Here is a 14,569-nt window from a genome sequence, read left to right on the forward strand (position 1 = left end):
ATAGCGCAATACAGTTCAGTTAAGCCTTTCTTTCTTCTCTTTGTGTCCTTTGCGTACTTTGCGGTTCGTTTATAACATTTCCTAGTCTGCTGAGGTAAAAATCTCTGCGTACCTCTGCGCTTTCCTTTGCGTTTCAAAATATTATCTCTACCTCACGTAACTGTGAAATGCTATAAACCTAACACGGTTCAGTTCAGGCTCAAACTCTTGGTCAAAGTCAATTTTTGAACGAACCGCAAAGAACGCATCCGCGCAGCGTCTCGTCAGAGAAGAACGCAAAGTTAAGAGAATTCAAAAGGGTTTTTGCATCAGCAAGTGAATATTATTATCGGTGTCATCGGTGTTCGTTAATCAAAAATGAAGAAAAACATTATGAACAAAAACCAACTTTTAATCGAACTCGAAAAACGAGGAATCAAGCTCTGGTTAGAAAATGACCTATTAAATATCGAAGCACCAAAAGGAACATTAACACCAGAACTACGCGATTCCCTCAAAGAACATAAACCAGAAATTATTAAACTCCTAAACCTCAACAACATCAAAACAACCTCCTTACCAATTATCAAACCAAATCCTCAACAACTTCACCAACCATTTCCCCTCACCGACATCCAACAAGCGCATTGGTTAGGACGCAATCAAGTATTTGAATTAAGCCATGTCAGCAATCATGTTTACATAGAATTTGAAACTCAGAATTTAGACATATCGCGCCTGACAACAGCTTGGCAAAAACTCATTCAACGCCATGATATGCTCAAGGCGATAGTATTACCCACAGGAGAACAACAAATTTTAGAAAAAGTTCCCGATTATCAAATTACCATCTTAGACTTGCGAGAATGGGAACCCACAAAAATCGAAGTTGAATTAATAGCAATCCGCAAAAAATTATCTCAACAAAACCTACCTTCACACCAATGGCCTTGGTTTGATATTCGAGCCACTTATTTAAATCAACAAAAAATTAGACTGCATCTGAGCATGGATTTATTGCTGATAGATGCTGCAAGTATTCGGATTTTATTTCACGAATGGCATCAACTTTATCAAAATTCTCAATTATCATTACCACCATTAGAATTATCATTTCGAGATTACGTCATTGCGAAAAATGCTCTCCAAGACTCAGAATTAGTCAAGCGATCGCAAAATTATTGGTTCAATCGTTTAGATACTCTCCCACCAGCACCGGAACTCCCCCTAGCTTGTTTTCCTAGTGAATTAAAAGAGTATACATTCAAACGCTATGCTGGAAAACTAGAACCCCATATATGGCAAAAATTAAAACAGCGCGGTCAAAAAGCCGGTTTAACTCCTTCTATCATCTTGCTAACCGCTTTTGCAGAAGTTTTAACTTTGTGGAGTAAAAATTCTTCCTTTACCCTCAACTTAACAGTCCTAGAACGTCTACCACTGCATCCTCAAATAAATCAAATTATTGGCGATTTTACTAATACAAATCTTTTAGCAATAGACAATTCATCACCAAATACATTTACAAATCTAGCTCTAAAAATCCAGCAACAATTACTCCAAGATTTAGATTATATTTATATTAGTGGAGTAGAAGTATTGCGGAAATTGCTTGCTCAAAAGCAAACAGAATTGACCGCAGCTATGCCTATAGTATTTAGTAGTGTCTTAGGTTTAGATAATTTTTCTCAGAGAGATTTAGAATATAACTTTTTAGGAGAGGTGGTGTATGGTATTAGCCAAACCCCGCAAGTTTCCTTAGAACATCAAGTAGCAGAACATAATGGAAGCTTAATTTTTAATTGGGATGCAATAGAAGCACTTTTCCCTATGGGGATGTTGGATGAAATGTTTACAGTTTACTACAATTTGCTGGAGCGTTTAGCCCAGGAAAATGAATTGTGGACAGAACCCATAGAATTATTACCATCAATCCCAATTCATCTTCATCCACCAATCCCGCAAACAGCTTTACTCCACACTTTATTTTTTGCACAAGTATCTCAACGTCCACAACAACAAGCTATCATTAGTAGCGATCGCATTTTCACCTATCAAGAGTTAAGGGATACCGTCACTGAATTAGCACAACAATTAGGCGATCGTTCTCAGGTGGCGATAGCGCGGAGCGCTGTGCCGGAGGCAATCGCTATCATTATGGAAAAAGGCTGGAAACAGGTTGTTGCTGCTTTGGCTATCCTTGCTGCTGGTGGTATCTATGTCCCCATCGATCCAGGATTACCCAAGGAACGTATATGGTACTGCTTACAACAGGCACAAGTCAAACTGATACTAACTGAAACTTGCCTTGTTCATAGTCTGGAATATCCACAGAACATCCCCATTTTGTGTATAGATTCATTACAAACTTCACCATCTCGACAGCTATTCCACCAAATCCCCAAACCCACAGACTTAGCTTATATCATCTACACCTCTGGTTCTACAGGAACACCCAAAGGTGTGATGATTACCCATGAAAGTGCAGTCAACACGATTTTAGATATTAACGAACGCTTTGGCATCGATTCAGGCGATCGCATCTTAGCTATTTCTGCTTTTAGCTTCGACCTCTCAGTTTACGACATCTTCGGCACTTTAGCAGCAGGGGGAACCATAGTCATTCCTGACGCTACAAACAGTAAAGATCCATCTCATTGGAGTGAATTAATTACCAAACATCAAATCACAATTTGGAACTCAGTTCCGGCTTTCATGCAGATGTTAATTGAGTATAATTTAAATCATTTTGAAGTTACATTTAATACTCTGAGATTAGTTTTATTGAGTGGTGATTGGATACCCTTAAATTTACCAACACAAATCCAAACATTATCTCCACAAGCCGAAATCATTAGTTTAGGAGGAGCAACAGAAGCCGCCATTTGGTCAATTTATTATCCAATTACCCAAGTTCACCCCGACTGGAAAAGTATTCCCTACGGTAAACCACTTAAAAATCAATATATTTATGTGTTAAATACATCTTTAAATAAATGTCCTGTTTGGGTGACAGGAGAATTATATATTGGCGGTATGGGATTAGCCAAAGGTTACTGGAAAGACGAAGAAAAAACAAACGCTAGCTTTATTACTCATCCAGTTACCCAAGAAAAATTATATAAAACAGGCGACTTAGGACGCTATTTACCCGATGGAAATATAGAGTTTTTAGGCAGAGAAGATTTTCAAGTTAAAATCAACGGTTATCGTATTGAACTCGGTGAAATTGAAGCCACATTACAACAACATCCCACCGTTAAAGAAGTTGTTGTGACGACTCTCAAAGAAACACAACAATTAGTAGCTTACATTGTTCATCAACCAGAGTCAAACATCACCACCCAAGCAATACGTTCTTTTCTGCAAACCAAATTACCAGCATACATGATTCCCTCTACTTTCGTGTTGTTAGCATCTTTCCCACTCACAGCAAATGGTAAAATAAATCGTCAGGTGCTACCTATTCCTGAACCGACGCAACCAGAAGTACCACAAACTTTTACCCCGCCTCGTAACAAGGTAGAACAACTATTAATTACCACTTGGAAGGAATTATTTAAAATTACGCAACTCAGCATTTATGACAACTTTTTTGCATTAGGCGGACACTCATTCTTAGCACTACAATTAATTTCCCAAATCAACCAAAAATTTCACACAAATATACCTCTCAGCACACTGTTTTACTATCCAACGGTAGCCGAATTAGGAAATTTCCTCATCCAAAATCATCATGCTTCCTCAACACCTATATCTTTAGTCCCCATCCAACCACAGGGAACTAAACCACCATTATTTTGTATTCATCCCACAGGAGGACAAGTCATGGTGTATCAACATCTTGCCACCTGTTTAGGAACCAATCAACCTGTATACGCTCTCCAGTCCCGCGCTCTCAACAACTCACTGGATGAGCATCATAGCATTGAAAATATGGCTGTAGAATACGCCAAAATCATTCGCCAACATCAACCTGATGGTGCTTATCATCTTATAGGTTGGTCTATGGGTGGAGTCATTGCTGTTAATGTTACTAAAGAATTAGAACAGCAAGGATGTCAAGTTGATTTTCTGGGACTTGTAGACGCGTTCTTATTTTCAGATAATACACCAACTTTGACACCCGATCCTTTATATGAATTAGCATTAGTGTTTGGTGGTACTTTTGTTGATGCTTTGATGAGCCTAGATGATTTTCAACAGCAACAACTACGAGAACAACTTATAAGTTTAACTGCTATTGAACGTCTGCAATTAATCATTAATTGGGGAAAATCACAAAATTTACTTTCAACAGAAATATCAGAAGTATCAATAGAAATATTGCAAAAACAATTAGAATTAACCGAAGTCCACCAAAAACTGTTAAAAAATCACCAACCACCCCAAATTCAAGCTCAAATCTCCATCTGGTGGGCTGCACAACAACTTACACCTCAATTACCCCGCACCGACTGGAGTCAATATACCACCAACACAACTCACAGCCAAATCTTAGATAGCAACCATTTTACCATCATGCAACCACCCTATGTAACAACACTAACCCAGGATTTACAATCTAAAATGTAATTTTTACTGTAAATAGATAACGAGGTAAGAAAGACAAGAGAGATGGGGCAGAGTGGTAGGGGAGAATAATAACTCATCACTCACCACTCACCACTCATCAGTCAACCCTTTAACTAGAATAATTTATTTTCCGGAATTCCCTTCAATTTCCAAATTTGGGATGCTCGCAACATCTTTATGTCCAATGAATTTCTTTTGAACGAAAAGCTCTATCCCAATCGTTAGCAATCACCTCCATCATGTTAATCATTCCCTCATAACCAAAATATGGCTTGTCAATATAGGTTTCTCGGTTAGTGGGACTAAATACATCAAAAGCAATTTTGATTCCCAATTCCTCTGCCATATATTTTTCCCATGCCGAGCCAATAACGGCATCTACATCAATCTCTTTTAAAGCCTCTTTAATTTGATAGCCATCTGCGGAAAATGCCACGCGGGGAGCAAGTCCAAGACTATGTAGTTCTCGCTCTAGAATTGCACGAGAATCAGGCATCGCGGAGCGGAATAATAACACTTCCGGAATCATCTCTAATTCTTCAAAGAGCATTCTGACAAGTCCAATACCAAGCGTCCCATCCGCAGACACAGCAATTCTACAATTACGATACCGAGGAATAATCATCAATGCCCGTCGGCGGAGTGTATCTACTACCATCTCTTCGCCTTGTTTAATTAGCGGCTCGACTCTTTCTTCTATCTTGAAATGCGCCGCCAATGCCTTTAACCACCGTGTAGTGTTGTTAACACCTATTGGTAAAGGTATATCCTCAAGGATAAGGGGAATATTATGAGTCTGCTCCATTTTGCGAGCAAACTTATACCCAATGTCATGGCTCAAAAGAATATTAGCCGTTGCTTCACCAGCTTGTTCCACTTCTTCAAAGGAAGTGTTATGCGAGAAAACCGTCTGTACTCTAATTCTCAAAGACTTTAAAATTTGAGTCACCCATTGCAAATCAGCCCACCAAGTAGGATTCAAATTAGCCTGGGGTGCAATGATATTTACAATCCTCGGCTTTCTACCCCTTCTCTTAGTCTGCCTTTTTTTGATAAAAGGAAGTAAAGCCTGCAAACCCATATCCAAGCCATCATAAGCATTACCCCGAAACCCACCGGCAAGTAAAGGAACGAGTTTAGCTTTAATCTGTGGCTGAAGCTGGTTGCACAATCCTTCGATGTCTTCACCGATAATATCCGCCGCGCAAGTACCAACGACAAACATCACCTTAGCATTAAAAGATTTATCCGCCTCTTTAATCATGTCTTTGAGTTTTTCAGTTGCTCCCATTACAATGTCTGACTCAAAAAGACGGGTACAACCTATTTTCCGCTTGGTGAAATCAACCTCATGAGCATCATAACCAGCCGCCACAGTAGACGCACAACCTTGTGGAGAATGAATCACAATACTCACATCTTTAATCCCAGCAACCGTAGTTGCAATACCTTCCAGCGCACACCCAACAATTGGGTCTTTACTATGGTCGCAATTATCAAAATTTAGTCCAGCAGACATTTTCCTCTCCTGCATCTCCAAGGGATTAGATATCGTAAACATTTGACTCATTCCTCCTGAAAACAATGACACTAATAACAATTAGCAATTCGCAATGGGTTAGGCTACAACAACTAAAAATTCTGCTATTAGTTAGGTTGTAATTGTTGAATAGATTTTCCCCGCGTCCCCGCGTCTCCCTATCCCCGCGTCCTCATTCACTCGTTAAAACATTTTCCCCGCTTCTTCTGTGCATATACAGTACAATCAGGCAGGTCTTGGGCTAATTTTCCAGTCAATGATTGAGCAGATGCTAACCCAGAATTTTTAGGAAATACCATTTGCTTGGTTAAGGAACTGCGGGGTCTAAAGCCATATTGCAGTGCTGTTTTAATACACTTTGCTACTTTTAAAGCTCCGCGATAACCGAATCTAGGACGATTCAAAATGGCGTTTAAATCCACTACAGGAATATGGGGAAAACTCAACGAAGAACCAAAATACACTACAGATTCCTGGTCTAACCCACCAATAAAATCCAGTAATTCATCTTCCGTTTGTTTCATAGACTCGTACTTACCAAAAGCCAGCGTTCCTTTGGTAATTAGGATTTCTGGATCTAATCCTGTTTCCAACAAATAATCTACACTGGTTTCTCGTGCTTCTGTACTCCAGGGATGGAAGTTATAAATTACCGCACGCATCCCAAAATCACGTTCCAACATGTGGGCAATGGACAAGCACTTGATAGCATCATGTCCCTCGATAATTGCTAACTTACCTTCTATATATTTCTTAGCTTCTTCAAATTCCGTTTTAATTGCGGCATATTCCCTTTCCATCAATGCAGCCGCCTGTTCTTCCATCCCTAAATATTTTGCCGCCCCTTGGAGCCATTTTTCTGTAGCACTAATACCGTAAGGAAGGATTGTAGAGTTTAACGGAGTACCGAATTTATCGTACATCGCTTTGCCGATGGTATAGCCAAGATCCAAACATAAGGTACAGTTGACTGCTGCACTCGGCGCTTGCTTGAGTTCTTCTAATGTGCAGTCACCAGCAATAACGCTGTGGACACGCGCCCCCATTCCTTCGATGAGTCGTATCAGTTCCTTGACATCAGTTTCGACTTCAGTCCTTTCGGGCCCCATCTTTGCACCCACAATATTGACAGAATCAGCTAATTGTGCTTGGCGTTCTGGAGTGGGCGGTTCCATAAAGTCTACAATTTGCCGAAATACGATATCAAATCCGCTGCGATATTCGCCGGCAAATCCTTCACAATGTATGGTCATAATCTCAGCGTCGATTTCGCTGCGGGCTTTATTCACTACATCATCAACACAGTCGCCAATAATACCAGACGCACAACTAGTAGCAACAACGATCGCATCTGGATGATATTTTTCATCAACTTCTCGAATTGCACCTCGTAATTCTTTTTCGCCGCCAAAAATCACCGCTTTCTCACTCATGTTCGTAGTGACCACAGGTTCATAAGGGGAACCACTATTGCGGCTATTGGTCAATTTGTATGCCCGCTTAACTCCATAAGCACAGCCACTCGGCCCGTGAGAAATGACGATCGCATCTTTAATGCCACTTAAAATCTTCGTTGCAGTCCAAAATTTACAGGGGCGAGTATGACTACCTTGTAAACTGGTCTTAATTTTACCCTCTTTTGCCATTTGGTAAAGTTCGCTCAAATTTCCGTAAAATACGATATTTTGGTCTATGCTTGCAGTCATGATTAGTTCTCCAAAGTTTTACTTTTTTTAAACGCAAAGGTACGCTGAGGTTAGCGCAGAGGAACGCAAAGCTCTGCGAACCTTCGCGTTTTACTCTGCGTTCCTTTGCGTTTAAAACTCTACCAAACGTTTAAGATCCACTCGCGATCGCGTTTGTACTCCATATCTGCAAACAACGCATTAGCAATGTTGTCCGCTAGCCATTCTGCTCCTTTGTAGCCAATCACGGGGTATTTCCACAAACCTGCGCGGTCAAAGCTGGGGAAACCTACCCGAACCATTGGAATATTGTTATCAATGGCAATGTAGCGACCCTTGGAATGACCCAAAATCAAGTCGATTTGGAGGGATTTATCTTTAATCCGGCGTTCTAGTTCCCAGAGGTCTGCATTCCAAATAACTTCAATGTCAGTGGGTGAGTTATTTTCCAGTGCAGTAAGTCTAGGATCTTTGGTGCAGGCTCTATTATCATCCCCTAACAATAGTAGTACTGGCTCTAACTCAACTTCCAAGCAAAACTCTGCTAGACCAATTACTAAATCGGGATCTCCGTAAATGGCTACCTTCTTGTTAGCGAAGAACATGTGAGCGAGGTCGGCAAGCGCATCGATAGCTTTCCCGCGTTCTTTAACTAAAGATTCTGGTATTGGTTTACCAGTAATTTTGCTGATATTTTGCAGCAAAATATCGGTATTTTTAATACCAATTGGTGTTGTACCAACAACTGCGGGAACTTTAAACTTCTCATTCAAAAATTCCGCTGCACTGCCGCCTTCATATTTGCATAAAGCAATGGTTCCCAGTGCGTTAGCAGAATCAGCGATGTCTTCGATGGTGGTATTACCAAAGGCAAAACTGGTTTTATCAGGCATGGTGGGCGCATCGAAAGTTTCGGTATCCAGTAAGATATTGCCTGGAACATCCATCTCTTGTAAGATGCGCTTGATTTCTGTCACATCTCCAGGGTTCAGCCAACCAGTAATGATGTTCAACTTGCCAGTTGGTTCGCCTTTTTTGGCCAGGGTAGAAACCAGTGCATGTACGCCGACATTATAGCCAGTGACTTGGCTGCCTTTGTAACTGGGAGTATGCACAGCAACAAGCATAACTTCGCGATCGGGGTATTCTTTCTTTAACTGGCGGTTGAGCTTGTTAATGGTTCCTTCGATGTCGTCGCCAATCGTCTCAGTCGAACAAGTCGTAATGATCGGAATAATCCGTAAATCCGGATACCGCGCTACTAGAGTTTTTACCCCTTCCTCAATCCGTGGCATACCCCCAAGGACAGCACTATTTTCATGCAGAGAAGAAGAAGCAATGTCAAAATTTTCCTTCAAATGCTGGGCAAACAAAAGACGAACAAACATACTGCATCCTTGTCCTCCATGCACTAGGGGAATGCAATCTTTGACGCCGATGGTCGCATACTCCGCACCAGCAGGCTGACAAGTAAAAATGGGGTTGATTATGCCACTGCGTTCTTTCTGTTTGACGATTACAGACATTCTACTAGCTCCTATGTGGTAAAAAAAATTGCGCGATTTTGTTTAGCGTTGCTCAATGAAGACATGAATTATCATTTTCAGCATCAGAAAGTGCAGCGATGTCTACGGCCAGGGTTCGCTAACGCACTTATTTCAGTAGCAAGTTCTAGCATCTATGACAGAAGAACATGGAATTGAATTTCGCATTTACAGCGTTTTTCATCTATTTGAACCACAATCCCTGCTAGGGGCGAACAACCTTCGCCCTACAACGTGGTTTATTTACCTGAAAATTGCTGTAGTCAGATGCTGTAAGAACACTACCTGAGCTTTGACAAATGCGTTTGGCACAAGCTTAGCCCGTCATACACATCGCTTTGTATTTTGTAGGAACTTTTTGCACAACTAACAGGACGAGAAAACTTTAATTCCTACTTTAATTGAGCAACGCTGTTGGTTTAGTGGGGCATTCTAGTTTGGGGATTTCCACGCCACTTGCTATTTTGGAGGTTCACCATAGCTCTATAAGAAAGCAAGTTAGTGGTCTATCCCAAAAGTTTTGATGGGTTAAGTAACGTAGACGCGTAGCGGCTTGCCGCAGGCTACCGCAGAGGCGCAGAGAACGCAGAGAAAGAGAGAAATAAGATTGAGTTTACCCCGCAGAATTAATAAAACAGACTATTAGTGGTCTATGTCATTAATTTTGATGAGTTTGTAGTAAGCACTTCAGTGCTTAAAAATCAAGGACTAAAGTCCTAACTACAAACTTATTTATCTCTCAGAACTAATGGGACAGACTACTAGGCGTAATTTGGTACAGAAGGAGTACAACCCAGGAGTGGCTCCCCAAGAACAACTGCCCAATTGCAGGGTTAAATTACCCCTGCAATTCCTTTAATAAATCGAATGGTGCAATTCACCATTTAAAGACTTGGTGATTGCGATATCGATCAACTTGTGTTTAACAGACTCCAATACTGCTTTCTTTTGCACGTTATCCATCTTGCTCAACCATTGGAATTTCTTTTCTAGGTCAATCACAAGCAGTTTCGCATCTGCATAAAAAGCGCGATCGATTAGGGTTTCTAGAACCACCTGTTCCCCAGTCAAGATTTTAGCAGTCAGACCGAGAACGCCATTGATATTTTCTTCCCGATCCCACGATCGCGAATGAAATTGCCACAAACACCGTTGTTGTATTAATGAAGTGACTTCCTCAGTCCGCTCTTGAATGTATGATGCGATTTCCTTGGCTGGCTGTGGAACTGGTAGAGTGGCCTCTTTCGCTGGTTGTGGAACTTGTGCAGTGGTTTCTTTAGCTGGTGCTGGCGGTTGAACTTTTGCAGCAGTTTCCTTAGCTGGCGCTGGCTGTGGAACTTTTACAGCAGTTTCCTTAGCTGGCGCTGGCTGTTGAACTTTTGCAGCAGTTTCCTTAGCTGGCGCTGGCTGTTGAACTTTTGCAGCAGTTTCCTTAGCTGGCGCTGACTGTTGAACTGGTGAGGTAGCTTTACTAGCTGGTTGCTGAATTAATGAGGTGGCATCGGCAGAGATACTTTTCTTGCCATTGCCGTTACCATTAACAGCACTAACATCTTCGCGGATATCATTCTTAGCCAGTCGCATCAAAGGAGAATAAATGGCATTGTACATATCACGTGCCATATTCACCGCACCCTCAAAACCCATGTAAGGGCCATTGTGGTAGCCATGACCGTTGACATAAGGCAAGTGCAACTTCTTAACTAACGCACCTACCCGTGGCCCAGTCAAAACCAGATCGGGGTTGACCATCTCTAGCACTTCAAAGAACTCAAGTTCATTGCCGTCATCAATATAGATGGTTCCTTCGTCACCTCTGGCAATTACCTTTTCAAAGTCCTCTTGGTGACCAAACTTAGAGGACATCGCCACAACTTTCATGCCTAAATCGTCTTCCAGAGCTTTTGTCCAGTGCCACAATCTCGGGCCTCCTGTCCAGATACAGACTTTTTTACCAGTCAATCGCTCCTTATACCAAGCCAACTTAGATTCATATTTAGCTACTTCTTCAGCAATCACCGCTTCTGCTCTTTCTTCAATGCCAAAGAAAGCGCCGATTTTCCGCAACCCTTCTTTACAATAATCAAAACCCCAAGTATCAACGTCAATCCGGGGAATGCCATATCTCTTCTTCAACTCATTGGCAATATATCCCGCAGACCGCGCACAGTTAGTCACATTCAACTGCGCTCTATGCATCCCACGCAATGAGTCATAAGTACCATTGCCGGTAAAATGGGCAATAATTTGGATGCCCATTTTTTCCATATACTTTTCAAGGACAAAAGTATCTCCTTGAATGTTGTAATCCCCAATCACATTAATCGTATATGGACTGGTAATTTCTGGCTCAAAGGTTCCGACCTTCTCAGTTACCCAACCAATGTTGAAAACGTGGTGTCCTTTAGATTGGCTCACCCCAGCAAAACCTGGACATTCTACAGTGAAGATGTCTACATCACCGAGTTCTTGTTCCACTTCTTTGACTACAGGTTTGATATCATCACCAATCAAAGCTGTAGAGCAGGTGGTGTACACCATCATCCGCTTAATGTCAGGAAATTCTGCAAACGCTTCTTTGATGGCTTTTTTGAGTAATTTCTCACCACCGAAAACAATATGCTGTTCCTTCATATCCGATGACCAGGCATACTTGAGTTGGAAGTTGCCGTTGTCACTGGGATAGCGTTTGGTATGCCAGGTATCGTAAGAACAACCTACAGGGCCGTGTATCAACTGGATAGTATCTTTGAGAACGCCACCAATTACTAATTTAGCGCCACAATAGCTGCATCCGCGCTCAGATAATGAGCCGGGAATAGTTTCGACATTGGCACTGGGGAGAAACTGGGTTGTATCTTCTCCTTTCTCTTTAATATATATGTGCTTTTGACGTTCGGGAATCGTCTCGTCGCACTTCAACAACTTCATTGGCATAGCTGATTGCTCCTTGCGTTGCTCAGTAAGAGAATAATTCTTCGAGGGTTAGTATTCTTGGAAGAAAAATTCTTTGAGTTCCTTGATTTCAAAATCCTATCAAGCTCTTTAATTAATAATAGTAAATCTAATAACAATAATAAAAATAAATATTGCAAAATTATAGATAAAGCTATTTATAAATAGACAGTTCTGTCTAGTTTTTGAAGTATTTATTTTTTTAGATAAATTAGATATTTATTACTGGAAATATACAGACCATTCTAACTAAATATAGGATGTTAAATCATTGATTGTCTGACTTGCTTATGGATATTTGGGTGGGAAAATAAATTATATTTTGTCAAATTAAAACAAAAAAATAACGTAATTATTAGCTTTGAGGCTTCTTAATGAACGCTAATTGTAACCACGAATACTGTTTGTAAAATAATTTTTTAGCGCAAGTAAATTGGCCAGATGTATGATATTCTTGATTTATAGGGAACTAATAAGAGTACAAAAACTCATTAGCTACCTTTGAAGCGAGCATCAGACCAGCCTCATCATTTATTGGTGACGGCATAACGTTAATCGAAGTGGAGCAAAACCGCGAAAAATCGGTTTTTCGTTTGGCGAAGCTGTTGCCATATAGTAGGCTGGACTGATTTTTTTATATATCTTTATTTAAGGGGAAATAATAGTTGACTGTTGATTGTTGACTGTTGACTGTTGATTATTGATTGTTGACTGTTAGCCACGACTTATATTTTAAACACACTCAAATAGGATTGCTATAAATCTGCCACTAATTGATTCAGAATTCTGACTTCTGACTTCTGAATTCTGAATTCTGAATTCTGACTTCTGACTTCTGAATTCTTCTTTTTAATGTTTGATTCCGCCATAATTTTGAAGCTGAATCTACATATCTGCGCTTATTATCGAGGTTTTTATTTATGCGGAAGATTGCTATTTATGGAAGAGGGGGAGTTGGTAAGTCCACAACAACTCAAAATGTAGTGGCTGGACTGAGTGAGATTGGTCGTAAGGTGATGGTTGTAGGGTGTGATTCAAAAGCAGATTCTACGCGGCTTTTGTTGGGGGGATTACATCAGAAAATTGTACTTGATACGCTGCGTAAAGAAGAAGATGATGTGAATTTAGAAGACTTCCGCTTAGAGGGATGGGGAAAGACGCTTTGTGTGGAATCCGGCGGCCCTGAACCTGGTGTGGGATGTACAGGTCGAGGCATTTTGACTTCAATTGGTTTGCTGGAACAACTTGGTGCTTATGATGGTGCAGTTGGACTTGATTATGCATTTTATGATGGTTTGGGTGATGTGGTATGCGGTGGATTTGTCATGCCCATTCGCGAACGCAAAGCTCAAGAAATTTACATTGTCACTTCTGGGGAAATTATGGCAATGTATACTGCTAATAACATTTGCCGAAGTCTACAAAAGTACGCTGCTGTAGGCGACATACGTTTGGGAGGATTAATTTGCAACTCTCGCAAAGTCGATGAAGAAAACGATTTGGTTGAGGCTTTGGCAGAGAAACTAGGCACTCAAATGATTTACTCTATACCCAGAGATAACATGGTGCAACGAGCAGAATTCTACCGCAAGACGGTAATTGAGTATGCTCCAGAGTGCGAACAGGCGCAGCACTATCGCAATTTAGCCACAGCAATTGACCAGAACACAGATTTTGTGATTCCCAAATCTATATCTAGCGATCGCCTTGAAGAACTGCTAGTGAAGTTTGGGTTGTTCGATTAAGACGATTATCTCAGAAATCTGCGTTCTCAACCATATCAAATTTCAAATTTTTTCTACCTGGTTGAAGGAGTAGAACTGATTATGCTGACTGAAGAAGTATTAGTCCAAAAATTTATCGCTGTAGTCAAGAAACGCTGTCCCAAACTTGGCCAGCTGCTCCAGTGTTGCCACGTCGAACTTGTAAACTCCTATTGGGGCTGCCCTCCAAAACTGATTCAACATTTTGTTGTATATTATCCAAATCTGCTGTTTGCCTCGGTCAATGCACATAAAGACATTTTCAGAGGCGTTGCCCAAGATTTGGGAGTCTCAGACGCGGTTTGTATGAATGCTACGCGCATCATTCGCGACCCCGCCTCAACATTAAAGGAAAAAAACCCCATTCTCTGGTTAGAACTCCAGTGGGTGGCTGTACCAACTAAAAAAGGTAATTCGCATTTAGATCGCGACTTACCGCACTCAGATGAACGGTAAGTTTTAGAAACTTCCAAATGGGGGAGCGAAGAAAGGTGTGGGGAGTGTGGGGAGTGTGGGGAGTGTGGGGAG

At 41.0% G+C, this 14,569-nt stretch carries 7 protein-coding genes; 3 read left to right on the forward strand and 4 right to left on the reverse strand.

All coding sequences use genetic code 11. The features are described 5' to 3' along the window. Positions 1 to 372 precede the first annotated feature (372 nt). A complete protein-coding gene (locus GNE10_RS05385) occupies positions 373 to 4,554 on the forward strand; it encodes a non-ribosomal peptide synthetase (RefSeq protein WP_185563993.1) in 4,182 nt (1,393 codons plus the stop codon). A 175-nt stretch (positions 4,555 to 4,729) separates the two neighbouring features. On the opposite strand, the gene GNE10_RS05390 is transcribed toward GNE10_RS05385, so the two are convergent. From GNE10_RS05390 to vnfD, 4 genes are all read right to left on the reverse strand, one after another. Beyond that, complete coding sequence (locus GNE10_RS05390; RefSeq protein WP_260446807.1) at positions 4,730 to 6,115, reverse strand: nitrogenase component 1; 1,386 nt, start codon at positions 6,113 to 6,115, stop codon at positions 4,730 to 4,732. A gap of 155 nt (positions 6,116 to 6,270) precedes the next feature. Continuing rightward, positions 6,271 to 7,800, reverse strand: coding sequence for a nitrogenase component 1 (locus tag GNE10_RS05395; RefSeq protein ID WP_185563994.1), 1,530 nt, complete (start codon positions 7,798 to 7,800; stop codon positions 6,271 to 6,273). A 119-nt stretch (positions 7,801 to 7,919) separates the two neighbouring features. After that, the gene (gene vnfK / locus GNE10_RS05400; RefSeq protein WP_185563995.1) at positions 7,920 to 9,305 is read right to left on the reverse strand and encodes a V-containing nitrogenase subunit beta; all 1,386 of its coding nucleotides are present in this window, start codon (positions 9,303 to 9,305) and stop codon (positions 7,920 to 7,922) included. Positions 9,306 to 10,178: 873 nt separating this feature from the next. Further along, positions 10,179 to 12,260, reverse strand: a complete 2,082-nt coding sequence (gene vnfD / locus GNE10_RS05410; RefSeq protein ID WP_311774788.1) for a nitrogenase vanadium-iron protein, alpha chain — start codon at positions 12,258 to 12,260, stop codon at positions 10,179 to 10,181. Positions 12,261 to 13,198: 938 nt separating this feature from the next. On the opposite strand from vnfD, the gene nifH reads away from it, so the two are divergent. Both nifH and GNE10_RS05420 read left to right on the forward strand, forming a co-directional pair. Then, complete coding sequence (nifH, locus tag GNE10_RS05415) at positions 13,199 to 14,023, forward strand: nitrogenase iron protein (RefSeq protein WP_185563996.1); 825 nt, start codon at positions 13,199 to 13,201, stop codon at positions 14,021 to 14,023. A gap of 81 nt (positions 14,024 to 14,104) precedes the next feature. Then, a complete protein-coding gene (locus GNE10_RS05420) occupies positions 14,105 to 14,497 on the forward strand; it encodes a hypothetical protein (protein ID WP_185563997.1) in 393 nt (130 codons plus the stop codon). The last annotated feature ends 72 nt before the right edge of the window (positions 14,498 to 14,569 follow it).

This window comes from Nostoc sp. 2RC (assembly GCF_014222165.1).
Lineage (GTDB): Bacteria > Cyanobacteriota > Cyanobacteriia > Cyanobacteriales > Nostocaceae > Nostoc > Nostoc linckia.